Raw genomic sequence first — 25,112 nt, 5'->3', positions numbered from 1 at the left:
ACGGCAGGGCGCTGGCCGGCATACCCTTCGCGATCACTCGCTATGGGCGGGAGATCATCCGTCTTATCGCCGAAATCAGCATGGGTGCAGGGACATTGGCGATGATCGGCGGAACCGTCGTGATCGTCGGTTTCCTGACGCTGGCCGCCGGTGGCACGCTTGCGGTCCAGGGTTACAGCTCGCTGGGCAACATCGGCATCGAAGCGCTCACCGGATTCCTGGCCGCATTCATCAACGTCCGCATTCTGGCGCCAGTCGTCGCGGGAATCGGTTTGGCGGCCACCTTCGGCGCCGGCGTGACCGCGCAATTGGGTGCCATGCGGATCAGCGAAGAAATCGATGCACTGGAGGCGATGGCGATCCGGCCGATCTCCTACCTCGTCAGCACCCGGATCATCGCCGGCATGCTCGCCATCACACCGCTGTACAGCATCGCCGTCATACTGTCTTTCCTGGCAAGCCAATTCACCACCGTGGTGTTATTCGGCCAGTCGGGTGGCCTTTACGACCACTACTTCGATACCTTCCTGAACCCGATCGATTTGATCTGGTCGTTCCTGCAGGCAGTGCTGATGGCCCTCGCCGTCCTTCTCTTGCACACGTACTACGGATATTTCGCGTCCGGCGGACCAGAGGGCGTTGGGGTCGCAACCGGCAATGCGGTACGCACTTCGCTCATCGTCGTGGTATCGGTAACGCTGCTGGTTTCGCTCTCGATCTACGGCTCAAACGGAAACTTCAACCTCTCGGGATAGGGAACACATTCCATGCCCCACAACGGGATACGCGCACTGACGGGACTGGTGACCGTCGCGGTTCTGCTCGCGATCGTTGCCGTCGCGGTGGGCTTGTTCCAGGGCAGCTTCAGCGAAACCACGCCCGTGACAGTGCTGTCGCCGCGGGCCGGTCTGGTGATGAACCCGGACGCGAAAGTGAAGATGCACGGTGTGCAGGTGGGCAAGGTCGCCTCGATCGAGTCGCGACCCGATGGTAAAGCCGTCTTGCACCTGGCGATGGACCCCGCCGAGATGCACCTGATTCCGGCCAATGTGCTCGTCGACCTCACGGCGCCAACGGTGTTCGGTGCCAAGTTTGTTGAGCTGGTAGCGCCGGCGGAACCGTCAGCACAATCCCTGCATGCCGGTCAGGTGCTCGACAGCCAACATGTCACCGTCGAGGTCAACACGGTGTTCAAGCAGCTGACGGCGGTGCTCGGCACACTCGACCCCGCGAAGCTCAACGAGACCCTCGGGGCTGTCTCGCAGGCACTGAGCGGGCGGGGCGAAAAGATCGGTCAGGCGTTCAGCGACCTCGACTCGTTCCTGGCAAAGTTCCAGCCGAGCCTTCCCGCGCTGAGTCACGACATCGCCATGTCGGCACCGGTGTTCAAGGCCTACGGTGATGCGTCGGCGGATCTGGTTAAGACCGTCGATAACGCGGTGAAGATCAGTAAGTCGATCGTCGACGAGCAACGCAACCTCGATGCATTTCTGATCAGCGCGATCGGTCTGGCCGACGTCGGCAACGACGTGCTGAGCGCCAACCGAAACGGGTTGACGACCGTCTTCCACCTGCTCGCGCCTACCACCGATCTGCTCAACGAATACGCCCCGGCGCTGACATGCACCTTCGCCGGTGACGCGGCGTTGGCGAAGGGGCCGGTATTGCCCGAAGCGAGCATCGCGATCTCGGCCAGTCTTACGTGGGGCGCCGAACGCTATCGGTACCCGGCCAACCTGCCCAAGGTTGCGGCGACGGGCGGTCCGCGTTGCATGGGTCTTCCCTTCCGCCCCTTCAACAGCACGGCCAAGGTTCTCATCGCAGATACCGGCTCCAACCCGGTGGTGTACGGCAATCCGCAATTGCTGCTCAACTTTGATGGCCTCAAACAGCTGTTGTACGGGCCGATTGACGGACCACCGCGCAATCCTGTTCAGGTCGGACAACAGGGATGAGGGGCTCACTGCGCGCCACACTGGTCAAATTCGGTGTCTTTGCCGTCGTGATGTCGATGCTGACCTTGTTTTTGTTCTTCACCTTCGGCCAGTACCGCACCGGTGCAGTCACCGGGTATTCGGCGATCTTCAACGATGCGTCCCGTCTGAAGGCCGGAGATTCGGTGCGGGTCGCCGGCGTCCGGGTGGGCAGCGTCAACGGTGTTGCCCTGCAGTCGGACAAAAAGGTTGTGGTGAAGTTCGATGCGGACCGGTCAGTCGTGCTGACCGACGGCACCAAAGCGGCGGTTCGCTACCTCAACCTGGTCGGTGATCGATATCTCGACCTTGTCGACGGCCCGGGTTCAACTAGGCGGCTGCCGGCCGGCGGTCAGATCAATGTCGGTCATACCGCGCCGGCGCTCGACCTCGATCTGCTGCTTGGCGGACTGAAACCGCTTATTCACGGCCTGAATCCACGCGATGTGAACGCGCTTTCGTCGGCACTGCTAGAAGTGTTCCAGGGTGAGGGCGGCACCTTGCAATCGCTGTTCAACAAGTCGACGTCGTTCACGAACACGTTGGCCGACAACGACCAAACGATCGAGCGCCTGATCGACAACCTGAACACCGTGGCGGCAACCCTGAACAAGGACGGCGGCCAATTCTCTGGGGCAATCGATCGCCTCGAGAGGCTGGTTACCGGACTGGCGAACGACCGCGACACTTTCGGTCCTGCCATCGACGCGTTGAGCAACGGCACCGTCACGCTGGCGGACCTGCTGGGCAAAGCAAGGCCGCCGCTGTCCGGCACCGTAGAACAGCTCCGTCGGCTGGCCCCCAACCTCGATGACGACAAGGACCGCCTCGATGCCGCGCTTCAGAAGGCGCCCCGGAACTATCGCAAGCTGGTCCGGCTCGGCGTCTTCGGCGCCACCATCCCCTACTTCCTCTGCCAAATCACGCTCCGCGGCACCGATCTGTCCGGCAAGACCGTGATAGCTCCCTGGTTCAGGTCCGATGCGCAGCGGTGCGAGGAACCGGACCCGGAGGCCCACTGATGCTTAAATACAGCGGAACCGGGCTGATCAAAGCCGGATTCATCGGCGCCGTCCTGATCGGGATGCTCATTCTGGTGGGCTTGTCGCCCGATCGGATTGTGGGGCTGGCGACCAACGTCCGCTATCAGGCGATGTTCTCCGAAGCCGGCGGTCTTGCCACCGGCAACGCCGTGACGGTGTCGGGAATCAAAGTCGGCACTGTGTCGGATGTGTCGTTGCGCAACGGCGATGCTCTGGTCACGTTCACCATGAAGGGCAGCGTTCCGCTCGGACAGGACACCAGTGCGCACATTCGCACCGGCACTCTCCTGGGTGAACGGGTGATGACGCTGGAGTCGTCCGGCAGCGGAGTCATGCATCCGTTGGATGTCATCCCGGTGTCCCGAACCTCCTCGCCGTATTCGCTGACGCAGGCGGTCAGTGACTTCACGGCCTACGCCGACCAAACCAACACCGCGACCTTGAACCAGTCACTCGACACGTTATCGGCAACGCTCAACCAGATCGCCCCACAGTTGGGGCCGACCTTCAACGCGGTCAGCCGGTTGTCGCAGAGCCTCAACAACCGCAACACGAGCCTGGCCGACCTCTTCAAGAGTGCCAGCGCTCTCACCGGGATCCTGTCCGAACGCAGCCAACAGGTGAACAAGCTCATTCTCAACTCCGACGATCTGCTGCAGGTCTTGGCGGGGCGCCGGAATGAGATCGTTCAACTGCTGGCGGCCACTTCGGCGGTGTCCAAGCAGCTGTCCGGATTGGTGCACGACAACGAAAGTAAGTTGGCGCCGGCGCTGCAGAAGCTCAATTCGGTGACCTCGGTGCTGGAAAAGAACCGCGACAACCTCGAGAAATCAATACCGGGCCTGGCGAAATTCGAGATCACCGTGGGTGAGGCCATCTCCAGCATGTACGCCTACTCGGCGTTCGTCCCGAACTTCCTTGTCCCGCAGATCTTCCAGCCGTTCATGGATTACCTCTGGGGATTCCGCACCTTCGACACCGGGCGCGGTCCGGGCTTCCCGTCAACGACACCACGGGCTTTGGTCCCGCAACTCTACAACGGCGCACCGCTCTGCCCGGGCTGTACCTTGGGCGGACGGATCGGAGGGGGGCAATGACTTCTGCGACCTCTCGGATCCGCCGGCTCCCACGGAACCGGCTCACGACCGTCGCCGCGGTAGCGCTGGCCGCGCTTCTCGTAGCCGGTGCGGCCTTCGTGGTCCGACAGATCTTTTTCGGTCCGAAGACCATCACCGCCTACTTCACCTCGGCCACCGCGATCTATCCCGGTGACCAGGTGCGGGTCTCGGGTGTCAAAATCGGCACCATCAAATCCATTGAGCCGCAGGGCACAAAGGCGAAGATGACCTTGCACGTCGACCACGACGTGCCGATTCCGGCGGACGCGAAAGCGGTTATCGTCACCCAGAACCTGGTGGCCGCCCGCTACGTTGAGCTCACTCCCTCCTACCGGACCAGCGGCCCGGTGATGGCTGACGGTGCGGTGATACCGGTCGAGCGCACCGCCGTTCCGGTGGAGTGGGACGAGGTCAAATCCCAATTGATGCGATTGGCAACGGATTTGGGCCCGAACGCCAAGGTGTCGACACCGTCCATATCGCGGTTCATCGACAGCGCCGCCAACGCGCTAGATGGTGGTAACGGCGAGAAGTTGCGCCAGACGCTGACTCAGCTGTCCGGGGTGGCGCGGACCATCGCGAACGGCAGCGGCAACATCGTCGACATCATCCAGAATCTGCAGGTCTTCGTCACCGCGCTGCGCGACAGCAACATTCAGATGGTGCAGTTCAACAACCGGTTGGCCACGCTCACCAGCGTGGTCAACGACAGCAAATCCGATCTGGATGCGGCGCTGACCGACCTGTCGAGCGCAGTGGGCGAGGTGCAGCGATTCATCGCCGGGAGCCGCAACGAGGTGAGTGAACAGATCGACCGATTGGGCAAGGCCATCCAGCCTCTCGTCGATCAGCACATGGCCCTGGAAAACATTCTGCACGGCGCGCCAACCGCGCTCAGCAATTTCTTCAACGACTACAACGCCGACACCGGCACCATCGTGGGCGGGTTCGGGATCGCGGACTTCGCCAATCCCACGCAGTCCGGTTTGCTTGTTCCGCTACCGATACCCGGGTGCGCACAAGTCCAGGCGATCGAGAATGTCACGGCAACGGAATCTGGCAAGCTGTGCGCGCTGTTCCTCGGCCCCGGTTTGCGGGTGCTCAACTTCAACAGCCTGCCGATCCCCATCAATCCGTTCATTCAGAAGTCGGTCGACCCGGCCAATGTCGAATACAGCGAAGCGCGCCTGGCACCCGGCGGCGCGGGCCCGAAGCCCGGACCGCCCGAAACCCCGCCCGCAATATCGGCGTGGACCGGACTGAATGGTGACTCGTTGGTACCCGGCCCGGCGCCGTCGGTTCCGCTGCCCCGGATACCGGGCGCGGCGATGCCGTTGCCGCCACCGCCGTCGACAGTAGAGCCGCCGCCACCGGCGCCGAGCCTGCCGGGCGTGTTGCTGCCGGCCGAAGCGGGGCACCCGTGACCGCCCGGATTGCCCTACGGCGGGTGCTCGCAATCGGCTGCTGCGTGATGCTGACCGGCACCGGTTGTGCCTTTCACGGCCTCAACTCGCTGCCGTTACCCGGGGCGGTCGGACGAGGACCGGACGCCGATGTCTATCACGTCGAACTGGCGAATGTCATTACGATGGAATCGAATTCGCCGGTGATGATCGACGACGTCGTGGTGGGCAGTGTGGGCCCGATGACGGTGAAAGACTGGCACGCAGACGTCCAGATCTCGGTCAAGCACGGTCTCGTAATCCCCGCCAACGTGGAAGCCAGCATCGGTCAGACCAGTCTGCTGGGGTCCATGCATTTGGAGCTCAATCCGCCGCTTGGGCAGACCGGCGTGGGCCGGCTGCGGCCAGGCGCCACCATCCCGCTCAGTCGATCGTCGGCCTATCCCTCGACCGAGCAAACTCTGTCGTCCCTGGCGCTCGTCGTCAACGGTGGGGGACTGGGGCAGATCGGCGAGATCATCCACAATTTCAGCGCCGCGCTGGCCGGACGTGGCGGCGCCGTTCGCGATTTGATCAACCGCTTCGACACGTTCGTCGGCACACTGGACCAACAACGCGACAACATCGTCGCGTCCATTCAGGCGCTGGATCAGCTTGGCGGCACCTTCGCGGCACAGCACGATGTCATCACCCAGGCGCTGCACAAGTTACCGCCCGCACTCGATGTGCTGATCAAGGAGCGGCCACGCCTGACGGCCGCTTTGGACGCCCTGCGAAAGTTCAGCAACACCGCTAACGGGCTGATCAACGACACTCAGGCCGACTTGGTGAGAAATCTGAAGAACCTGGAGCCGACCGTCAAGAGCCTCGCCGACGTCGGACCGGACCTTGATACGGCGCTCGCGGCGTTGTCGGTCTTCCCGTTCACCCAGAACTTCGTCGACCGCGCCGTCCGAGGCGACTACTTCAACCTGCACGTCCAGTTGGACCTCTCGATTCCGCGGCTCAAGCGGGGCCTGTTCCTCGGGACGCACTGGGGACAGGTCGGGGAACAGCAGATACCCGCGCCGGGCGATCCGCCGTACTTGCAGTACACACGTGATCCCTTGCACGGGGGTTTCGGGCCGCCGCCTGGTGCACAGGTGCCGCCGCCACCGGCCGGCGTACCGCCGGCAGGCCCTCAGGCGCCGGGTCCTGGTCAGCCGAATCTGCAGTTCAGCGCTCCGCTACCGGGGCCGGCTGCCGGACCACCCCCGGGATTTGGTCCACTGCCGGGGCCCGCGGCTGCACCCCCGGGGCCGGCCTCACCGCCACCGGGGATTCCGCCGACGGAGGGGAGTAGGTAGATGCTGACGCGCTTCGTCCGGATTCAGCTACTGATCTTCACGATCATCGGGATCGTCGGCGTGATCGCGATGGCTCTCTTCTACATCCAGGCGCCGACTCTGCTCGGCATCGGTCGGATTACCGTCTCCCTCGAGCTGCCGTCGACCGGTGGTTTGTACCGGTTCTCCAACGTGACCTACCGCGGAGTGCAGATCGGCAAGGTCACTGGGGTGTCGCTCACTCCGAAGGGCGCCAAAGCGACACTGTCGCTTAGTACTTCGCCGAAGATCCCGGCGAACCTGCAAGCCGAAGTGCTGAGCGTCTCCGCGGTGGGCGAGCAGTACGTGGACTTACGGCCACGCACCGATTCCGGGCCGTATCTGCGCGACGGCTCGGTGATAGCGATGCACGACACCACGATTCCGCAAGCGGTCGGCCCGATGCTCGATCAAGTGAGCTCCTTGGTGAAGAGCCTTCCCAAGAACAAGATCGGTCAACTGCTTGATGAGTCCTTCCAGGCGTTCAATGGGGCCGGATACGATTTGGGGTCGCTTACCGAGTCGGCATCGCGAATCTCCGCCGACTCCAACAACATCGTCGACCGCACGCGCGCCCTCACCGAAGACTCACAGCCGTTGCTGAACGCGCAGGCGCAGACGACGGATTCGATCCGGACGTGGGCGCGCAGCCTGGCCGGGATTTCCGATGTGCTGGCGAACGATGATTCCCAGGTCCGCACGGTGTTGCAGAACGGTCCCGGGGCGTTGGACGAGGCGTCGCGGCTCTTCGAGCAGATCAAGCCGACGTTGCCGCTGTTGCTTGCCAACCTGACCACGATCGGGCAGATCGGCATCACCTATCACCCCTCGATTGAACAGCTGCTGGTGCTGCTGCCGGCGGCGGTTGCCTACGAGCAAACGGCGGCGGGGCCGAACTGGCCCGACGGTCAGGCCAGGGGTGACTTTGCGCTCACGATTGACGATCCGCCCATTTGCACGGTCGGCTTCTTGCCGCAGAACCAATGGCGATCCCCGGCCGACACCAGCGATCTCGATACCCCGGATGGGTTGTACTGCAAACTGCCGCAGGATTCGCCGCTTGCGGTTCGCGGCGCCCGCAACTATCCGTGCATGGGGCACCCCGGAAAGCGCGCGCCCACCGTCGAAATCTGCAACAGTGACAAGCCGTTTATGCCGTTGGCCATGCGCCAGCATGTGCTCGGCCCGTCCCCGATAGATCCGAACCTGCTTGCCCAGGGCATACCACCCGACGACCGGGCGACTGCCGATAAGAGAATATTCGGCCCGGTCGAGGGAACACCGCTGCCGCTCGGGGCGTTCCCGCGCGGAACACCCGCAGGGCCGCGGGGAGCAACTCCACCACCGGGCACGCTGGGCGCCGCCACACCGCCAGTGCCGTCGGCACCGCCTGCAGCCAACATGTCGACGCGGGCGGGGGACTTTCCGTCGATAGCGCCACTCGATGTTGCGCCGCCGCCGGCCCTGCACCGGCCACCTGCGCCCCCGAAGCCACCGGCGGTGATCGACGGAGGACGACCGCAGGCGGCCCCAAGTTCATTCGACGGCAAGGCAACTAAGTCCATCCCATCGGTCGCGGTCGCCTCGTATGACCCGCGGACCGGTCGTTATCTCACGCCGGACGGGAAGTTCTACGAGCAGTCGGATCTGGCGACCTCGACGGCGCCCAAGAAGTGGCAAGACCTGCTGCCGACATAACGCTGAACGATTGACTGCCAGTCAGCCGATCTTGTCCAGCCGCATCGGCAGCTCGATAGTGAGCCATTGGTTCTGCCCACAGGCGCCGCTCGGGCCGACAGTCTTGTTCTTGCCGGCCATTACCGGCGATCCGAGTTTCAAATCACCGCTACCGTCGGGATCAGCGGGATAGAAGGCGAAAGTCTGCTTTCCGGTGAATGCGGTGCCGTCTTGGCAACGCTCCCAGTTCGGGATTTCGTGTTTGGCGTACCACAAGGTGCCGTCCCGCAGGTATAAGCGGGAGCTCCAGCCCTCGTCGCTTTTCAGCGTGCCGTCGCATTCCTGGAAGCTGGTGCACGTCGAGTTCAACGTCCAGGTCTGGACGGTCGTGGGCTCGCCGTTGTACTGATCGTTGATCTTGGCCCAGTTACCGATCGACGTGACGCGGTACGTCCCGTTGATCGCGACCTCTTCCTTCGTATAGGCCCGCGCAGTGAGTGCAGGACCCGCAATGCCAATCACACTGGTAGCCAACAGCGTTGCTGTGGCAACGGTTCCAAGTGGTCGCATCGTCTACTCCTCGACGCACTCAATCCGACTATGTCGGAGCCGGTGAGGGCACCGGTAGCGGCGTTCTCGCCTGATGAGAATATCACCGGCACGTTCGGCCTGGCACGGGTTCGAATGAGAAGACGGCAGCGCTTATCCCACCGGATCCAATTTCGAGATCAGCCACGAATCGCCGACCTTCGTGAGCGTTATTCGCACACTGCTCGGGGTGATCAGCGGTTGCGGCTTGTCCTTGCCTGTCGTGGTCTCGTTGAGGAACACCAGCACGACGGCGGAGTTCGGCCCTAGTTCGGACACTGCCGCCCGCACCACCGTGGCGGTTTGCGCTAGGTGCTTCTGCTGCACCGTCGGTAAGACGATCTCTTTGGTGAATTTGTCGTAGTAGGCGAGAAAGTCACCGGTGAGATGTGACCTCGCCCTGGCGAAGTCGTGATCCATGTTCTCGCTCGAGTAGGACAGCGCCGCAACGGCGCCGTCGGAGGCCGCTCGGATCGCCCGCTGGGCCGCGGCGTCATCGATCTGGCGATCCGGACGGTATTGAAGAAAGTACAGGCACACCGCCAGTCCCACCGAGGCGACGACCGTCGCCGTCAGAAGGATCGAAAGCCAGTGCGCGAGAGCGCCGGTGACCAGCCGGTCGATCGCGCCCATTCTGTCGGGCTGCGACTCGGCGACCGCTGGATGCTCCTGGGCGGACTCGGCGTCGTCGAGCGGCGACTCTGACTCGGAATTCATTGGACGAACTCAAGTTTCGACATCTTCAGCCGATCGCCGTCCCGCTCGAGATCGATGCTGAGTCGCCAGAACACCGTCGGCCGACTCGACTTATCGGCGTTGATGGTGTCGGATTTGGCGACGACGAGTAGGACCGCTGAATTGTCGGTCATCGATTCGACCGCGACATCCTGGACGGTGGCTTTTGTGGCGACCTGCGCGTCTTGCGTGTTCTTGACCATGTAGCCCGACGTCGCTTCCAGCTGACTCTTCAGCGCTCCCGTCGTGTCGTCGATGCTGTGCTGGAGGTTCTCCGCCGCATGCGCGGGGTCAATGGACATCAGCGCTGCAACTTCCTCGCGGGCGGCCGCGACAAACTCCTCCGCGTGCTGCCGCTGATGCATGAGGGTGCGGTGCTGCCACAGGATGTAGCCGCTGGCGGCCAGGGCTGCGCAGACCAGCACGATTGCGGCGCTGACGCCCACCGCTTTCCGGGTAGGAGGACGGAGCCGCGATGGCCACCGAGGCCTCAATCGCTTGCGAGACGGCTTGGCCCCGGCAACGTCAGCGTCTTCGGTCGCGTCGGACTGTTCGCTTGATCCGGCCTCGGCCTCTCGGCGCAATTCGGCCGCGCGTGCACGGGCCGCCTCAGCGCGCTCCTCGGCACGAACGAGCTCTTCTTCCGCTGCCGCAAGCGAATCTGGAGCCGCACCGTTCGACGAATCGGCGTCGGGGTCCGTCACTGGTCCTGGGCAATCGCCGGCGCGAGCGCACCGCGACTCACGGCTCGTTCCGGATTACACACGGAGAATTACGTTATCACCCCAAAATCGCTGGCCGAATGCGCTGCAAGGACGTGCAGACATCTACCCGCTGCCGCCCCCATCTGATCTTCTCCGAAGAAGAGAATTTTCTTATCGACCGTGCAAAAATATTTCGGTGCGTCTCATCGTTGCGGTGGTGGCTGCGCTGATCGGAGTCGGCGCGTTGATGGCGCCGACGGCTGCCGCAGGGCCGACTGTCTGCGACTACCCGGCCTGTACTCCGGGCATCGCTCCGAACATGGTTCTGGGTGCGCCCTGCGACAACACCACCTACTACGCGTTCGGGGTATCCGGCGGTTATGTGCCCGCGACCCAACCCGGACGGCTGATGTTCTGCGGCTCGCCCAGGCGATACCAGGCGAGATGGTTCCGCTCGCCGCCGATGGCGGGCATCAAGGAAGAGAACGCCGACTGCCACATGTTCATGAACTACGTCGCGCAGGCGCCCGATGGTCTGTTCCTGATCTGCATCGCCCAAGAGGGTCACGCATTCTGGACCCGCGCCGATACGTAAGTTATTGCGTGACAAAGGCGTTGCGCGGGATGGTCAGCGGTAGATCCACCGAACTCAGCAGACCGGGTTGTGCGGCAACGACATAGGGCACCGCGTTGAGCACGCGCATGGCGGTGGCAACCATCGCGCCGGCCCCGGACGTCATTCCTGCAACGCCCGCCCGCCGCGGATCCTTCAACGTTGCCGCGAGCGTGCAGTCGATGTCGGGATCTCCGGTGATGACGACGCGGTAGGACAGATCTCCGATACCGATGGGCCATTCGGGCGCGACGTCGTGAGCCAATCGGGTGACGTGTTCGATGACGATCGCCTCGCGGCCGTCCACCACACCGATTGCCTGCATTCGTATCGCGCCGCACGTCCCCGCCTCGACGGTGCCCATCGCGACGTTCAGAGTCCGATTCGTCACCGCGCGATCGAAACCCTCGCGCACTTCTTGAAGTTCGACCCCGAGCGCATCGGCGATAAGTCGGATCTGCCCTTGCCATTCGCCGGCGATCGCGCCGGGAAAGCTGATCCATGGTTGGTAGTCGAGGGGTTGGCCAAAGCCCAACCCGTTGATCATGATGTCGGGAACTCCGTAATCGTCGTACAACCCGATCTCGAAAGCGTGGATCTTCTCGATCGACGCCGACTGCGTCGACAGCACCAGCGGCAGATAGTCCGCGGCGAAGCCCGGCTCGATTCCCGACGCGTAGAGCGAGACCTCGCCCTGCTTGGTCGCCGCGACGAGTTGGTCTCGCCATTCCGCCGGTTCATACAAGTGTGGATTGACAAGTCGCGTAGTGCTTGTCGTGACCACGTTGATTCCGGACTCGAGCAGCTTGACGTAGTCGGGAATCGCCAGCGCGTCGCGCTCGGGACCGCTGGCGGCGTAGATGACGCAGTCTGGCCTCAGGGCGATCAGTGCGTCCGCGTCGTTGGTGGCAGCAAGGCCGATCGGTTCGCCGTTGGCCAGTTCGCCGGCATCTTTTCCGACCTTGTCGTGCGAGTGCACCCACACCCCGATGAGTTCGAGATCGGGGCGTCGCTGGATGGCTCGGATGGCGATCGATCCGATGCCCCCGGTCGCCCAGACCACAACTCGATACGGCTTGTTAGTCATGTGCATCCTCCTCATTGCGACCAAATGTTAGGTTCGAAGCATGTTCACGCTCAGGTTCGATATGCGCGCCCCCGACTGGGCCGCCCCGACGGCCGAGCTCTATGCGGCCGCTATCGACATGTGCGCATGGGCGGAGACCCGCGGAGCCGTGGTTGCAGTGCTCTCCGAGCATCATGGAGCCGACGACGGTCATCTGCCCACCCCGCTGATCCTGGCGTCCGCGATCGCGGCCAGAACGAATCAACTGGCGATAATGCTTGCCGCAGTGCCTATTCCACTGTGGGATCCGGTGCGGCTGGCCGAGGAGATCTGCGTGCTGGATCTGATCAGCAAGGGCCGGGTGTCGTATGTGTTCGGCGTCGGCCACCGCGTCGAGGAGTACCACCATTTCGGGGTGGACATGACCACTCGTGGCCGGGTCGCCGACGAGATTCTGAAACTGCTCGATCGGCTGGTCCACGGCGAACCCGTTGACTACCAAGGCCGTCGGGTCCGAGTCACCCCACCGTGCGGGTCGGCGGCCGGGCCGCTGGTGCTGATCGCCGGCGGGAGCAAGGCCGCCGTGCGGCGTGCCGCGACCCACGGGCTCGGTTTCATCTCGCAGACCGATTCGCCGGAATTGCGCGAGTTCTACGAATCGCAATGTCGCATCGCCGGGCACGAGCCGGGCATCGTCCAGTTTCCGGTACCGGGAACTCCGACAGCGGCTTTCGTTGCCGACGATGTCGACGAGGCGTGGGCGGTGCTTGGGCCGCACCTGGTGCACGACGCCGTGACGGCGGCATCGTATCGACCGCACGACGATGCGGTGGGCAGCATCACCCGCGCTGACAACGTCGCGGCTCTGCGTGAGGCGGGCGGCCCCTATCAGATATTCACGCCCGACGAAGCGGTCCACTACATCCGCAGTGGCCGACCGCTGCCGCTGCACCCGCTGTGCGGCGGCATTGCGCCCGAGGTGGCGTGGCGCTACCTGGAGATTGCCGGCGCCGCCAGCGCGCGGGCGCAGTCGAACTGAAGGAGAACTCTCATGTCCGCATCGCCGGGCCCCACTCGCGTGGTCGCATGGTCCACCGGAGGCGTCGGCGTGGCTGCCATCGATGCGATCCGACGCCGTGCAGACCTGGAATTGGTTGGGGTATGGGTACATTCGCCGGACAAGGTCGGCAAAGATGCCGGTGAGTTGGCTGGCGGCGAGCCGATCGGCGTGGCGGCCACCAACGACGCCGACGCGCTGATCGCGCTGCGGCCCGACTGCGTGGTGTATTCCGCCAGCGGCCCCGAGCGCGATGCGGCCGCGGTGCGCGACTACCTGCGACTGCTGGCAGCAGGCATCAATGTGGTGTCGACCTCGTCGACCAGCCTGGTCTATCCGCCGGCGTACTTCGCGCCGGATTGGTACAACCAGCTCGACGAGGCCGCGAAAGCCGGCGCCGCGTCGTTCTACGGATCGGGTATCTTCCCCGGTTTCGCATCCGACCAGCTCGCGCTGCTGATGGCCACCCAGTCGAAGAACATCCACAGCATCACCGCCAGCGAGGTTGCGCTGAACGACCACTATCCGGTCGCCGACGTGATGATGGACGGCATGGGTTTTGGTCGGCCACTTGACTTCGAGCCGATGCTGAAAACCCCGGGGTTCATCGAGATGGCTTGGAAGGCACCGATATATCTGATGGCCAGGGGTCTGGGCGTCGAGGTCGTGGAGATACGCGGGACGCTCGACCGTGAGGTGTCGCAGCGAGACATCGAGGTCGCGTTCGGCACCATCGCGGCCGGGACGTGCGGCGCCGTGCGCACCCGCGCCGCCGGCGTGGTCAACGGTCGTGAGGCCATCGTGATCGAGCACATCATCCGGATGGCGCGCGATGTCGCCCCCGAATGGCCGCGTTCGGAGTCCGATGCGACCTACCGGGTCGACATCGTCGGCGACCCGGACATCCACTGCGAGCTGACCCTCGGCGAGGCCGAAGGCCACGGTGCGGGGCGGGCCGCCATGACATCCACCGCCATGCGTGTGGTCAACGCGATCCCGTATGTCATCGCTGCGCCCGCCGGCCTGCTGAGCTCGCTGGACATCCCAATGACGTTGCCGCGGCACGCTTTCGACTGAGCCATACACGCCGGTGTCTACTTCGGCTGGTTCGGCACGCCCGGGAACAACTGGCCTGGCGGCTCCACAGTCACCCAACCCCCGAGCTTAGTGATCAAATGCGGCGCGAAAACCGCGCCGTAGAGCACGTTTCCGACGACGATGACCCCGACCACGGACAGCAGGACCGCATGCAGGGGTGTCTTCGACCGCTTGGCCGCCCACATCTCGATGACATTGCGTCCTTCGGCATCGGTGCGGCCCAGCAGGTACGTGAAGACCATCATCTGGATGGCCATCGCGAGGGAATCGTAGAGCGGATACTGGTGGATGGTCCCCTCGCGGATGGCCAGCCCGGGAATAACCCGGCCGTAGTAGAAGACGCCGAGCTTGGCGCCGAGAACCCCGTTGAAGGCCAGCGCCCAGGCAAAGCCGACAACCAGGCCGACGATCAACAGTGTTGGGGGCCTGCGCCAACCGAAACGTGCGATCAGCCATCGCCCGAGCGCCGTGGCTGTGAAGGCCGGCAGCACAAAGTACGAGATGTAACCGACCGGAACGAACAACGGGAGCCCGCCCCACGTCAGGTTCAGTGGCCACCACGACGGCATCCGCGGGATTGCGGTCGGGAACTGCGCATACATCGCCCAGTCGTATGGCGCTTCAATCCACGAGAACGAGATCGCCGAAATACAGAGCAGCAGCAGGGGATGCACCCGGCCCTGGCGGACGCTCAGGTAGATGCCGAGGGCGGTGAACGAGATGCCGCCGACCAGTGCGAAGTCACTGGCCGCCTGCATCACCGGCGTCATGTGGTCGCTCACTGGTCGCGCGCCTCGGTCGGGGAGCGGCGGGCTTCCGGGTCGAAGCGGAGCACCACCGCGAATATCAGCACGACCAGTCCACACAGCGTGCCGAGCATGATCAGAGCGCCCACGTCGACCACCCTTCCCAGACCGCATCGTCTCTTTGGAGAGTGGATACTATCCTAATTGGATAGCACATACTATCCTCAGTTTGTGCCCCAACAATCTGCCGCCAAGCGGTCTACGGCCATGCCGGCCACCGCGATGCGCCGGCCTCGTGGTGAGCCGCGCAGGCTCCTGCTTGACGCTGCCCGAATCTTGTTCGCGCGTCAGGACTACCGCAGTACCACGACACGCGAAATCGCCGCGGCTGCGGGTGTTACCGAGCACCTGTTGTTCCGCAACTTCGGCTCGAAGGCCGCATTGTTCCACGAGGCACTTGTTCTGCCGTTCACCAGCTTCGTCGACGAATTCGGCCGAACCTGGCAGTCGGTCATCCCCGAGGAGACCGTCGAAGAAGAGCTGGCCGGTCATTTCGTCGGACAGCTCTACGACGTGTTCGTCAAACATCAGGGTCTGCTGTTGACGCTGATGGCGTCGGCGGCTCTCAGCGAAGAGGAACTCGCCGAGACAGGCATCGCCGACGTCCGGCGGGCGCTCAAGGTGCTCGGCCAAATCAGCGCCGAGGGCATGAACGTACGCGGCCTGCGGTCGGATCATCCTGACCTGCCGGCACATTCGACCGTGGCCATGATCGCCGGCATGGCCGCCCTGCGGTCGACGTACTTCGGCGCCAAACCGCCGTCCAGAGAAGTGATCGTCGACGAACTCGTGCAAGCGATTCTGCACGGCTTCCTGCACCGCAACGACTGAACAGCCCAGCTGCAAATGGAAGGGATCCGACATAGCATGGCAGACACCCAAACCGTCGAATTATATTACGACCCTTATGATCCCGATATCGACGACAACCCGTACCCGGTGTGGAAACGGATGCGTGAAGAAGCGCCGCTGTATTACAACGAAAAGTACAACTTCTATGCCCTGAGCCGCTACGACGACGTCGCGCGCGAACTGCACAACTGGGAAACCTATCGATCCGGCCGCGGGACCACCGCCGACATTTTGTTCAACAACATCGAGGTGCCGCCGGGCATTCTGCTGTTCGAGGATCCTCCGCTGCACGACCTGCACCGCCGGCTGTTGTCGCGTGTCTTCACGCCGCGACGCATGCTGGCCGTCGAATCCCTGGTGCGTGAATTCTGCACCCGCGAACTCGACCCGCTCGTCGGTTCGGGGGGATTCGATTTCATCGCCGACCTCGGGGCGATGATGCCGATGCGGACCATCGGATATCTGCTGGGCATCCCCGAAGAACATCAGGAACGCATCCGGGATCGCAACGGCGCCTTCATCGATGTCGCCAAGGGGCGCGACCCCAGCGAGGTCAATCAGAAAATTTTCGAGAAGACCATCGTGATGTTCGCCGAGTTCATCGAATGGCGGGCCGAGCACCCTGCCGATGACCTGATGACCGAGCTGCTCGCGGCGCAGATCGACGAGCCCGACGGAACGCGCCGGCCGCTGACCCGCACCGAGGTACTGTCCTACACCGCGATGATCGCCGGTGCCGGTAACGAAACCACCGCCCGTCTCATCGGTTTCATGGGCCAGCTGCTCTCCGACCACCCGGATCAACGTCGCGAGCTGGCAGCCGACCCATCTCTGATCCCCGGCGCCGTCGAGGAGTCATTGCGCTACGAGCCGCCGTCGCCGGTGCAGGCACGCTATGTCGCGCATGACGCCGAGCATTACGGTCGTGTCGTCCCGCAAGGGTCGTTCATGTTGTTGCTCAACGCTTCTGCGAACCGCGACGAGGCCGAGTTCCCCGATCCGGACCGCTTCGACATCCACCGTGGCGGTAGCCACCTCAGCTTCGGGCAGGGACTGCACTTCTGTCTCGGCTCGGCACTGGCCCGTTTGGAAGCGCGGGTGGCCTTCGAAGAGGTGCTCAAACGGTGGCCGGACTGGGAAGTCGACTACGCCAACGCCGAGCGGGCGCATACCGCGAGCGTGCGCGGGTGGGCGCGGCTGCCCGTCTTCACCGGATAAGGAGACCCATGTCCTACGAAAGCAGCGCCGAGCCAATCAAAATCGGCTACCTGATGGACTTCCGGCTGCCCGAAGGTTTTCCGGAGACGTACTTCCAAGACCTGACCCAACCCTTCGATCTGGTCTTCAAGAACGCCGCCGAACAGGGTCTGATCGACCGGCCGATCGAGATCATCTACCGCGAGGTGGAAGGACTGCCCAAGGGCTCGGTCAAAGCGGTGATCGACGCGTACGGTGAACTGGTCGACGAAGGCTGCCTGGCGGTGTTCGGCCCGAGTATCGCCGACAACGTGATTCCGACCGCCGAAGCGATCGAGGAACGTTTCAGAGTTCCCTGCATCAGCGTGACGGGCTCCGACGTCGCGCTCGGCGAGTGGTTCTTCGCGTTCCCGATGGGCTCGCACACCGACGAGCCGATCTTCTGGGCCGCCCTCCTGGCCAAGGGCGGTCACACGGAGGTCGGCGTGCTCAAGGAGCAGTCGGTGGTCGGCGAGGCATACCTGCAGAATTTCCGGGATGCCGGTAAGCGCAAGGACATTCGCATTGTGGCCGAAGCGTCGATCGCGCAGACGGCCGGAGATGTCACGGCCGCCGTCACAACATTGCACGACGCCAAGGTGCAAGCATCGTGCACTGCGGCTTCGGCTTCGGGATGGTGTTCGTCAACCCGGCGCTCGAGGCGCTGGGCTGGGATCCGCCCCGATTCTGCGGCACCGCATTCCAGAACGCCTGGCTCAACCCCATCATGTGGAACGCGTTCATGGGCTGGACCGGAGTCGACCAATACGACGAGGGCAACATGGTCGGCCAGAGGTTTCTCGACGAGTACAACGACGAATACGGCCGACGACCGGAATGGTGTGTGCCCGTGGTGAATAGAGACATCGCGGTCACCCTGCTGCGGGCGCTGACCAACGCGCACCCGCTCAGCCCGCGGGGAGTCAAAGAGGCGCTCGAGCGGGTCAAGATGGTGCCCGCCGCAGCCGGGGCCCCGGGCACGCGGGCGTCGTTCGGTAACTGGACCCGGCGCGGCTGGATGGGTGCGGGCTACCTGGTGGCCCGCCGGCTAGACGCCGACGGTGTCACCTCCCACCTCGTCGATCGTTTCGGCGAGGAGTAAACGGCTAGCGGGGCCCTAAAAGGACTGCGCCAGTGCGGGCCGCGGGGTGAACGTCAGGTGCAGATCGCTCAGCCCGCGCAGGATGTAGGTCGGCTCGAACGTGTAGCGGCGATCGTCGGCCGGCCCGTGCTGGGTCTCGCTGATGGAGATGTCGGACATCCGATCCAGGATGCGCTCGATCGACACACGACCTTCGACACGGGCGAGTGGTGCACCAGGGCAGGAATGCACGCCGCGGGCGAACGCCATGTGTTCGCGGACGTTTTTGCGGTCCAGTTGGAATTCGTGCGGGTTGTCGAACCGGCGCGGATCACGATTGGCAGCGCCGGGCAGCACCATCACGACCGTGCCGACTGGGATGTCGACGCCCCCGACGGAGGTCGCTCGCACCGCGAGCCGGGAGTCGCTCTTGACCGGGCTCTCCATCCGCAGCGACTCCTCGATAAAGCCGGGGATCAGGCTGCGGTCGTCCCGCAACTTCTGCTGAATCTCCGGCCGATCGCCGAGTGCTTGCAGCGCCGCGGAAAGCAGCTTGGCGGTGGTTTCTTGTCCGGCGGCGAAAAGGAATGTCGCAGAACGACTTACCTCGATCACCTCGGGAGTTGACCCGTCAGGGTATTTCGCCGACGCCAGCGACGTCAGCACGTCGTCACGCGGGGAGCTGCGGCGGTCTTCGATGTAGGAGCAGAACTTGTCGTCGAGCCACTCCAACGGATTGATGCCGACTGATTCGTGATTCAGCGCCCCAACCCGGGCGCCGGGACGGTCGGCGCCCAGCACCGTGCGGAACTGGGTGTGGTCTTCCTCGGGTACACCGAGCAGGTCGGCGATCACCAACGTCGCGAAGGGCTTTGAATATTCGGCGATGAACTCGCACTCGCGGTTGCCGAGGAACTCGTCGAGCTGGCGATCAGCCAGCTTCCACATGAATTCCTCGTTTTCCTTCAGCCGGCTGGGCGTGAGCAACCGGCTCAGGATCGAGCGTGCCCGAGTGTGGTCCGGTGGATCCATGGTCACCATGTGCTCGTTCATCGGAAACTGGCTGCGGTGCGCTTCGATCAACGGGCCGAGGTCGTCGCAGTCGATCGCGAACGGCAGCGGCGGGAACGGCCCACCCAATGCAACGCAGTTGGAGAACGTCTCGGGATCCTTGTAGACCGCGTTGGCCTCTTCCCAGCCCGTCACCGCGACGACGTTGTGGTGCGGGAGGCGCAGCACAGGGTTTTGGCTCCGCAGGTAATCGAAGTAGGGGTGCGGATCGGGAACCAGCGACGAGTCGGTGAAGAAGTCGATGGAATCGAACGTTGAATTAGGGACTGCCATGATGTCACGCGCCTCCCGAGGCTGATTTACCCGTGATGTGTGGACAGCGTGCCGCTGTGAACCGGCGTGCCGCCCGGGACTGAGATGGGCGAAAGTCTAGTTCTTGCTGAGCACCTGCTTAGCATGGGGTTAATGTCGTGGTCAAGGCGAGAGCGTGGCCCGACGCTACGATCACCCATGTTCAGCAGTATTCGACGAGAGTGTGAAACCACGGCATGACTTCGGCACGCAGGATCGGAGCGCCGGACGCCAAGAATCGCGGCGTCCTGCTCGATGCCGCCGAGCAACTGATGCTCGAAGAGGGTTATGCCGCAGTCACTTCGCGTCGAGTCGCCGAGAAGGCGGAACTCAAGCCGCAATTGGTGCACTACTACTTCCGCAACATGGACGAGTTGTTCCTCGCAGCGTTCCGCCGCCGCGCCGAACAGGGCCTCGAGGTGCAAGCGCGGGTGTTGCAGGCGCCGCAACCGCTGTGGGCGCTGTGGCGGTTCAGCACCGATCCGGCGGCCACTGCGATCACGATGGAATTCATCGCGCTCGCCAATCACCGCAAGGCGCTGAAGGCTGAGATCGCCTACTACGCCGAGCGTTTTCGCGAAGAGCAACGCAAAGCGCTGACGACGATCCTCGATCGTTACGGCGGCGACCCGGTGAAGCTCCCCCCGCTGGTGTGGTCGGTGCTGATGACCAGCGTGTCCCGGGTGTTGGTGATCGAGCGGGCGCTTGACATGTCCGCAGGCCACAGCGAAACGGTCGAGATCGTCGAGAGCTACCTCCGCCATCTGGAGGGCGATCCCGAGATCTGATCGCCTCACCAGTTGCGCAGCGAGCAGAGCGTGCCCTTCGGGCCGTCGTTGGATTTCACGACCACTCCGTCGACGACGAGGGCGCAATGGAACATCGGCGTGCCCGGTTCGGTGCCGGTGCTGACCACAACCATGGCGTAGTTGTTCGGGTCCGACAGCATCACCACAGGTGAGGTCCACGGGTGTCCAGGTCCGACGTCGGCTTGCACGTTGGGGGTGTACTGGTATGTGTTGTGGCTGTAGTCGGAGTATTTCGCCGGCTGCTGATCCAGGTAGTAGATGTCGGCCCAGATCGGACTGGCTGCGGTGATGACGTACCTGACTTGATGCATGACCGGGTCATCGGCCCGCGACGGCGCGGCCGCGAGCGTTGCGGCTCCGGTCGCCGTCAGGCCTGCCAGCGCCAGGCCAAGCGCCGCTCTACCGATGGTTGTCATGCGCACCTCCGGCCGCCCACTTCCATCGGGCGATATTGGCATTCTCCCGGGCGGAGAATAGCATCACCACTGCCTTTCTAAAGACCCTATCGTTTGCCGGTCGGAGGCTTGAGCCAATGCGCAATATTCCTGTCGAACTGGTGACCCGATATGAGGAGGCAGGTTGGTGGACCCGCGAGACTCTCGGGCAGGTGCTGGCTCACGGGCTGAACCAGGCCCCGGATGCGAAGTTCCGGGTGTATTCGGACGTCCGGCCGTGGTCCGGCACATTCCGCGACGTTGAGTTGGTGGCCCGGCGGCTTGCGGCCGGGCTGCGTGCCCGCGGTGTCGGCGCCGGCGACGTGGTGGCCTTTCAGCTGCCCAACTGGATGGAAGCCGCGGCGACATTCTGGGCGTCGGCAATGCTCGGCGCGGCGCTGGTGCCGATCGTGCACTTCTATGGCCGCAACGAGTTGACGCACATCTTCGCCGCCGCCAAGCCGCGGGTGTTCATCACCGCCGAGGAATTCGGCCGGATGACCTATCAGCCCGATCTGTGCGCGGGCGTCGAGATAGTCGGCGTGGTCGGGCGCGACTTCGATGATCTGCTCGCCGACGAGCCCATGCCCGGCACCCTCGCCGCCGACGCCGCGGGTCCGGCGCTGATCGCGTTCACCTCCGGCACCACCAGCGCGCCCAAGGGTGTCGTGCACAGCCATCGCAGCCTGGTCTGCGAGGCGCGTCAGCTCTCCGGCCAGATCCGGTCGATCGGCGACAACCAGCTGACCGCGACACCGGTCGGCCACTTCATCGGAATGCTTGCCGCGTTGCTGATCCCGGTCCTCAACGGCGGGCCGGTACACCTGATCGACAACTGGGATCCGGCCGAAGTGCTGGCGTTGATGGACCGCGACGGCCTCACCCTTGGCGGCGGCCCGCCCTACTTCGTCACCAGCCTGCTCGATCACCCCGATTGCACGCCCGCGCACCGGGCCCGGATCAAAACCCTCGGGCTGGGTGGCTCGACGGTTCCGGCGGCGGTGACCCGACGACTCTCGGATCTGGGCATCATCGTGTTCCGGTCTTACGGCAGCAGCGAGCACCCGTCGATCACCGGGTCGACGCTCGACGCGCCGGAAGACAAACGCCTGCTCACCGACGGCAACCCGATGCCGGGCGTGGAGATCCGGCTGGCAGCCGACGGTGAGATCCTCAGCCGCGGCCCGGACCTGTGCCTGGGCTACACCGACGATGCACTGACCGCGGCCGCGTTCGACGACGATGGCTGGTATCACACCGGCGATGTCGGGGTGCTCGATGCCGACGGCTACCTCACCATCACCGACCGCAAAGCCGACGTCATCATTCGCGGCGGTGAGAACATCAGCGCCGCGGAAGTCGAAGAGGTGCTGCTCGGGATGGCCGGTGTTGCCGAAGCCGTGGTGGTCGCGGCACCCGACGTCCGCCTCGGCGAGCGCGTCGCCGCCGTACTGCGACTCAAGCCCGGGCAGGCCCTGCCGAGCCTCGAGGACGTCCGCACACATTTCGCCGAACAGGGGGTGGCTCGCCAGAAATGGCCGGAATTATTGCTTGAAGTGAGCGAGTATCCGCGCACGGCGAGCGGCAAAGTGCAGAAGCGTCTGGTGCGTCAGGGCTTGGGAAAGACATTGCGGTAGCCTCTGAGTGAGAATATTATTCTCGCAAATTGCGAAGGAGGATTTCATGGGTCAGTTGTCGCATCGGGAAGACGTCCCGTTTCCAATCTTTGACGCGGACAACCATCTCTACGAGCCGCCGGAGGCGCTGACCAAGTTCCTGCCCAAGGAGTACAAGGACTTCGTCCAGTACGTGCAGGTCAACGGGCGGACGAAGATCGCCATCCGGGGCCAGATCAGCAACTACATTCCCAACCCGACCTTCGAGGTCGTCGCCCGGCCGGGCGCGTGGGAAGAATATTTCAAGTACGGCAACCCGGAAGGCAAGAGCAAGCGCGAGCTGTTCGGTGAGCCGATGCGCGCGATCCCGGCGTTCTTCGAGCCCGGCCCGCGCCTGGAGAAGATGAACGAGCTGGGTCTGGATCGGACCCTGATGTTCCCGACGCTGGCCAGCCTCCTCGAGGAGCGGCTGTCGGACGACCCCGTTGCCATCCACGTCCTCGTTCATGCGCTGAACGAGTGGCTCGATGAGGTCTGGGGCTTCAACTACCAGAACCGGATCTTCACCACCCCGGTCATCACGCTGCCTATCGTCGAGAAGGCGATCGAAGAGCTGGAGTGGGCGGTCAAGCGGGGCGCACGCTGCATCCTGGTCCGTCCGGCTCCGGTCCCCGGCTTCCGTGGCCCCCGGTCGTTTGCGGTGCCCGAGTTCGACCCGTTCTGGGAGCGGGTCGTGGAGCACGACGTGCTGGTCGGCATGCACTCCAGCGACAGCGGCTACTCCCGGTACACCTCCGAATGGGACGGTGCCGACCAGGAGATGCTGCCGTTCCAGACCAACGCGATGGGCATCCTCAACGAGTGGCGGCCGATCCAGGACTCGGTGGGCTCGTGGGTGATTCACGGCGCGCTCTACCGCCACCCCAAGCTGAAGGTCGCGATCGTGGAGGCCGGCTCGAAGTGGATGACGCCGTTGCTCGACGGCCTGGCCGAGGTCTTCCGGAAGGCCCCGGAGGCGTTCCCGAGCGACCCGGTCGAGATGGTCAAGAACCGCATCCACGTCAGCCCGTTCTTCGAGGACGGCATCGACGATCTGGTCAACCTCGTCGGTGTGGATCAGGTGCTGTACGGCTCGGACTGGCCGCACCCGGAAGGACTGGCGGAGCCGACGTTCTACGTCAACGCGCTGTCACACCTGTCCGTCGACGACCAGGCAAAGATCATGGGCGGCAACCTCGGTCGACTCGTCACGGTGTGACACCGAGCGGGTCTTGGCAGACCATCCCCGGGATGGTCTTGAGTGCGGCCGACCGCTTCGGCGACGCGGAAGCGATTGTCGACGGTCCGCTGCGCTATACCTTTCGCGATGTCGTCGATCGGATCCGTTGCGCTGCCGGTGCTTTCGCTGACCTAGGGGTCGGGAAGGGCGACCGGGTCGCTCTTTGGGCGCCGAACTCGGCGGAGTGGATCATCGCGGCTTTCGGGCTCCTCAGCGCCGGCGGTGTGTTGGTGCCGGTGAACACACGGTTCAAGCCGGAGGAAGCCGGCGACATCATCGCCCGCAGTGCGGCCAAAGCTGTCCTGGTCCAAAAAGGGTTCCTCGGCCAGGATTTCACGGTCCCGGCCGGCATACCGGTCATCGATCTCAAGTCTGATTTCCTCTCCAGCGGTTCGCCTTTCGAGCGGGCGGTCAGCGGAACCGATATCGCCGACATCATCTTCACCTCGGGCACGACCGGTCGCCCGAAAGGCGCGATGATGAATCATCGCCAAACGCTGCGGATGTACGAGGAGTGGGCGACGCTCGCGGACCTGCGCGAGGGTGACCGCTATCTGATGATCAACCCGTACTTCCACACCTTCGGGTTGAAGGCGGGCCTGATCGCGTCGTTCCTGCGCGGCGCCACGATGCTGCCGCTGGCGGTGTTCGACATCAATGCCGTCGTAGATCTCATTGAGGGCGAACACATCTCGATGTTGCCCGGACCGCCGACGATGTATCACTCGTTGCTGACGGTTCGCGACAAGGCCAAGCTGTCGACATTGCGGGCCGGGGTGACCGGTGCTGCCGACATCCCGGTCGAACTGGTTCGCCGCATTCACGACGAACTGCCCTTCCAGACATTGATGACCGGCTACGGCCTGACCGAAGCCGGCAACGTGACGTTGTCGCGGCCCGGCGATTCTTTCGAGGACGTGGCCACGACCGCGGGCCTGCCGTGCGAGGACGTCGAGGTGCGCATCGCCGGGGACGGCGAAGTGCTGGTGCGCGGCTACGGCGTCATGCAGGGCTACCTCGACGACCCGGAGGCCACCGCTGCGGCGATCGATCGTGACGGCTGGCTGCACACCGGAGATTTGGGCAATTTCGACAAGTCCGGCCGGTTGAAGATCGACGGGCGTAAAAAGGACATGTTCATCGTTGGCGGGTTCAATGCGTACCCGGCCGAGATCGAGGGCTTCATGCTGGAGCACCC

The 25,112-nt window shown here is 64.0% G+C and carries 23 protein-coding genes and 1 pseudogene; 17 read left to right on the top strand and 7 right to left on the bottom strand.

The window, feature by feature from the left end:
- The 7 genes from WAO18_RS14195 to WAO18_RS14165 form a co-directional block, all read left to right on the top strand.
- Positions 1 to 755: ABC transporter permease (locus WAO18_RS14195; protein WP_422206896.1), on the top strand; the 755-nt coding region annotated here is incomplete at its 5' end.
- A gap of 12 nt (positions 756 to 767) precedes the next feature.
- Positions 768 to 1,955, top strand: coding sequence for an MCE family protein (locus WAO18_RS14190; protein WP_422206895.1), 1,188 nt, complete (start codon positions 768 to 770; stop codon positions 1,953 to 1,955).
- Positions 1,952 to 2,995, top strand: a complete 1,044-nt coding sequence (locus WAO18_RS14185) for an MCE family protein (RefSeq protein WP_422206894.1) — start codon at positions 1,952 to 1,954, stop codon at positions 2,993 to 2,995. Before WAO18_RS14190 ends, WAO18_RS14185 begins: the two co-directional genes overlap by 4 nt.
- Positions 2,995 to 4,113 (top strand): MCE family protein, encoded by a 1,119-nt coding sequence (locus WAO18_RS14180; RefSeq protein ID WP_422206893.1) that lies wholly within the window; start codon positions 2,995 to 2,997, stop codon positions 4,111 to 4,113. Before WAO18_RS14185 ends, WAO18_RS14180 begins: the two co-directional genes overlap by 1 nt.
- On the top strand, positions 4,110 to 5,558 hold the full coding sequence (locus tag WAO18_RS14175; protein WP_422206892.1) for an MCE family protein: 1,449 nt from the start codon (positions 4,110 to 4,112) through the stop codon (positions 5,556 to 5,558). Before WAO18_RS14180 ends, WAO18_RS14175 begins: the two co-directional genes overlap by 4 nt.
- On the top strand, positions 5,555 to 6,883 hold the full coding sequence (locus tag WAO18_RS14170; RefSeq protein WP_422206891.1) for an MCE family protein: 1,329 nt from the start codon (positions 5,555 to 5,557) through the stop codon (positions 6,881 to 6,883). The genes WAO18_RS14175 and WAO18_RS14170 overlap by 4 nt, the downstream gene beginning before the upstream one ends.
- A complete protein-coding gene (locus WAO18_RS14165; RefSeq protein WP_422206890.1) occupies positions 6,884 to 8,599 on the top strand; it encodes an MCE family protein in 1,716 nt (571 codons plus the stop codon). It abuts the gene before it with no gap.
- Between the two features lie 21 nt (positions 8,600 to 8,620).
- On the opposite strand, the gene WAO18_RS14160 is transcribed toward WAO18_RS14165, so the two are convergent.
- The 3 genes from WAO18_RS14160 to WAO18_RS14150 form a co-directional block, all read right to left on the bottom strand.
- Complete coding sequence (locus WAO18_RS14160; protein WP_422206889.1) at positions 8,621 to 9,148, bottom strand: hypothetical protein; 528 nt, start codon at positions 9,146 to 9,148, stop codon at positions 8,621 to 8,623.
- A gap of 132 nt (positions 9,149 to 9,280) precedes the next feature.
- Positions 9,281 to 9,883: a twin-arginine translocation pathway signal gene (locus WAO18_RS14155; RefSeq protein ID WP_422206888.1), complete on the bottom strand. Its 603-nt coding sequence runs from the start codon at positions 9,881 to 9,883 to the stop codon at positions 9,281 to 9,283.
- Complete coding sequence (locus tag WAO18_RS14150; RefSeq protein ID WP_422206887.1) at positions 9,880 to 10,605, bottom strand: hypothetical protein; 726 nt, start codon at positions 10,603 to 10,605, stop codon at positions 9,880 to 9,882. Before WAO18_RS14150 ends, WAO18_RS14155 begins: the two co-directional genes overlap by 4 nt.
- 247 nt (positions 10,606 to 10,852) lie before the next feature.
- On the opposite strand from WAO18_RS14150, the gene WAO18_RS14145 reads away from it, so the two are divergent.
- Positions 10,853 to 11,200 (top strand): hypothetical protein, encoded by a 348-nt coding sequence (locus WAO18_RS14145; RefSeq protein WP_422206899.1) that lies wholly within the window; start codon positions 10,853 to 10,855, stop codon positions 11,198 to 11,200.
- 1 nt (position 11,201) lies between these two features.
- Here WAO18_RS14145 and WAO18_RS14140 read toward each other — a convergent pair whose 3' ends face one another.
- On the bottom strand, positions 11,202 to 12,305 hold the full coding sequence (locus tag WAO18_RS14140; RefSeq protein ID WP_422206886.1) for a dihydrodipicolinate reductase: 1,104 nt from the start codon (positions 12,303 to 12,305) through the stop codon (positions 11,202 to 11,204).
- Positions 12,306 to 12,345: 40 nt separating this feature from the next.
- Here WAO18_RS14140 and WAO18_RS14135 point away from each other — a divergent pair, with 40 nt between their 5' ends.
- Positions 12,346 to 13,323 (top strand): LLM class flavin-dependent oxidoreductase, encoded by a 978-nt coding sequence (locus tag WAO18_RS14135; protein WP_422206885.1) that lies wholly within the window; start codon positions 12,346 to 12,348, stop codon positions 13,321 to 13,323.
- A 12-nt stretch (positions 13,324 to 13,335) separates the two neighbouring features.
- On the top strand, positions 13,336 to 14,418 hold the full coding sequence (locus WAO18_RS14130) for a dihydrodipicolinate reductase (protein ID WP_422206884.1): 1,083 nt from the start codon (positions 13,336 to 13,338) through the stop codon (positions 14,416 to 14,418).
- A gap of 17 nt (positions 14,419 to 14,435) precedes the next feature.
- Here the strand turns inward: WAO18_RS14130 and WAO18_RS14125 are convergent, their stop codons facing one another.
- Positions 14,436 to 15,221 (bottom strand): spirocyclase AveC family protein, encoded by a 786-nt coding sequence (locus tag WAO18_RS14125; protein WP_422206883.1) that lies wholly within the window; start codon positions 15,219 to 15,221, stop codon positions 14,436 to 14,438.
- A 231-nt stretch (positions 15,222 to 15,452) separates the two neighbouring features.
- Between WAO18_RS14125 and WAO18_RS14120 the strand changes: the two genes are divergently transcribed.
- The 3 genes and pseudogenes from WAO18_RS14120 to WAO18_RS14110 all read left to right on the top strand — a co-directional run bounded on the left by WAO18_RS14120 (position 15,453) and on the right by WAO18_RS14110 (position 18,435).
- Positions 15,453 to 16,076 carry a TetR/AcrR family transcriptional regulator gene (locus WAO18_RS14120; protein ID WP_422206898.1) on the top strand — a complete coding sequence of 208 codons (624 nt, stop codon included), beginning with the start codon at positions 15,453 to 15,455 and terminating at the stop codon, positions 16,074 to 16,076.
- Between the two features lie 36 nt (positions 16,077 to 16,112).
- On the top strand, positions 16,113 to 17,315 hold the full coding sequence (locus WAO18_RS14115) for a cytochrome P450 (protein WP_422206882.1): 1,203 nt from the start codon (positions 16,113 to 16,115) through the stop codon (positions 17,313 to 17,315).
- Positions 17,316 to 17,323: 8 nt separating this feature from the next.
- Positions 17,324 to 18,435: pseudogene (locus WAO18_RS14110) on the top strand (ABC transporter substrate-binding protein).
- 15 nt (positions 18,436 to 18,450) lie between these two features.
- On the opposite strand, the gene WAO18_RS14105 reads toward WAO18_RS14110, so the two are convergent.
- A complete protein-coding gene (locus tag WAO18_RS14105) occupies positions 18,451 to 19,758 on the bottom strand; it encodes a cytochrome P450 (protein WP_422206881.1) in 1,308 nt (435 codons plus the stop codon).
- 215 nt (positions 19,759 to 19,973) lie between these two features.
- Here WAO18_RS14105 and WAO18_RS14100 point away from each other — a divergent pair, with 215 nt between their 5' ends.
- Entirely contained in the window at positions 19,974 to 20,564 is a 591-nt protein-coding gene (locus tag WAO18_RS14100) for a TetR/AcrR family transcriptional regulator (protein ID WP_422206880.1), read from the top strand.
- 5 nt (positions 20,565 to 20,569) lie between these two features.
- Here WAO18_RS14100 and WAO18_RS14095 read toward each other — a convergent pair whose 3' ends face one another.
- On the bottom strand, positions 20,570 to 20,896 hold the full coding sequence (locus WAO18_RS14095) for a hypothetical protein (RefSeq protein ID WP_422206897.1): 327 nt from the start codon (positions 20,894 to 20,896) through the stop codon (positions 20,570 to 20,572).
- 221 nt (positions 20,897 to 21,117) lie between these two features.
- Between WAO18_RS14095 and WAO18_RS14090 the strand changes: the two genes are divergently transcribed.
- The 3 genes from WAO18_RS14090 to WAO18_RS14080 form a co-directional block, all read left to right on the top strand.
- On the top strand, positions 21,118 to 22,656 hold the full coding sequence (locus tag WAO18_RS14090; RefSeq protein ID WP_422206879.1) for an AMP-binding protein: 1,539 nt from the start codon (positions 21,118 to 21,120) through the stop codon (positions 22,654 to 22,656).
- A gap of 46 nt (positions 22,657 to 22,702) precedes the next feature.
- Complete coding sequence (locus WAO18_RS14085) at positions 22,703 to 23,893, top strand: amidohydrolase family protein (RefSeq protein ID WP_422206878.1); 1,191 nt, start codon at positions 22,703 to 22,705, stop codon at positions 23,891 to 23,893.
- Between the two features lie 32 nt (positions 23,894 to 23,925).
- A partial coding sequence (locus tag WAO18_RS14080) for an AMP-binding protein (RefSeq protein WP_422206877.1) occupies positions 23,926 to 25,112 on the top strand: 1,187 nt, incomplete at its 3' end.

The sequence above is a fragment of the Mycobacterium sp. genome, from assembly GCF_049278535.1.
In the GTDB taxonomy this organism is placed as follows: Bacteria; Actinomycetota; Actinomycetes; order Mycobacteriales; family Mycobacteriaceae; genus Mycobacterium.
The sequence above is the reverse complement of the archived record's forward strand: the minus strand, read 5'-3'. Positions and strand labels throughout refer to the sequence as shown.

Coding starts and splice junctions, on each gene's coding strand:
- WAO18_RS14100 (WP_422206880.1), top strand. CDS start 19,974: ATGACTTCGGCACGCAGGATCGGAGCGCCGGACGCCAAGAATCGCGGC.
- WAO18_RS14120 (WP_422206898.1), top strand. CDS start 15,453: ATGCCGGCCACCGCGATGCGCCGGCCTCGTGGTGAGCCGCGCAGGCTC.
- WAO18_RS14190 (WP_422206895.1), top strand. CDS start 768: ATGCCCCACAACGGGATACGCGCACTGACGGGACTGGTGACCGTCGCG.
- WAO18_RS14095 (WP_422206897.1), bottom strand. CDS start 20,896: ATGCATCAAGTCAGGTACGTCATCACCGCAGCCAGTCCGATCTGGGCC.
- WAO18_RS14085 (WP_422206878.1), top strand. CDS start 22,703: ATGGGTCAGTTGTCGCATCGGGAAGACGTCCCGTTTCCAATCTTTGAC.
- WAO18_RS14185 (WP_422206894.1), top strand. CDS start 1,952: ATGAGGGGCTCACTGCGCGCCACACTGGTCAAATTCGGTGTCTTTGCC.
- WAO18_RS14105 (WP_422206881.1), bottom strand. CDS start 19,758: ATGGCAGTCCCTAATTCAACGTTCGATTCCATCGACTTCTTCACCGAC.
- WAO18_RS14135 (WP_422206885.1), top strand. CDS start 12,346: ATGTTCACGCTCAGGTTCGATATGCGCGCCCCCGACTGGGCCGCCCCG.
- WAO18_RS14115 (WP_422206882.1), top strand. CDS start 16,113: ATGGCAGACACCCAAACCGTCGAATTATATTACGACCCTTATGATCCC.
- WAO18_RS14140 (WP_422206886.1), bottom strand. CDS start 12,305: ATGACTAACAAGCCGTATCGAGTTGTGGTCTGGGCGACCGGGGGCATC.
- WAO18_RS14145 (WP_422206899.1), top strand. CDS start 10,853: ATGGCGCCGACGGCTGCCGCAGGGCCGACTGTCTGCGACTACCCGGCC.
- WAO18_RS14130 (WP_422206884.1), top strand. CDS start 13,336: ATGTCCGCATCGCCGGGCCCCACTCGCGTGGTCGCATGGTCCACCGGA.
- WAO18_RS14165 (WP_422206890.1), top strand. CDS start 6,884: ATGCTGACGCGCTTCGTCCGGATTCAGCTACTGATCTTCACGATCATC.
- WAO18_RS14090 (WP_422206879.1), top strand. CDS start 21,118: ATGCGCAATATTCCTGTCGAACTGGTGACCCGATATGAGGAGGCAGGT.
- WAO18_RS14175 (WP_422206892.1), top strand. CDS start 4,110: ATGACTTCTGCGACCTCTCGGATCCGCCGGCTCCCACGGAACCGGCTC.
- WAO18_RS14155 (WP_422206888.1), bottom strand. CDS start 9,883: ATGAATTCCGAGTCAGAGTCGCCGCTCGACGACGCCGAGTCCGCCCAG.
- WAO18_RS14180 (WP_422206893.1), top strand. CDS start 2,995: ATGCTTAAATACAGCGGAACCGGGCTGATCAAAGCCGGATTCATCGGC.
- WAO18_RS14160 (WP_422206889.1), bottom strand. CDS start 9,148: ATGCGACCACTTGGAACCGTTGCCACAGCAACGCTGTTGGCTACCAGT.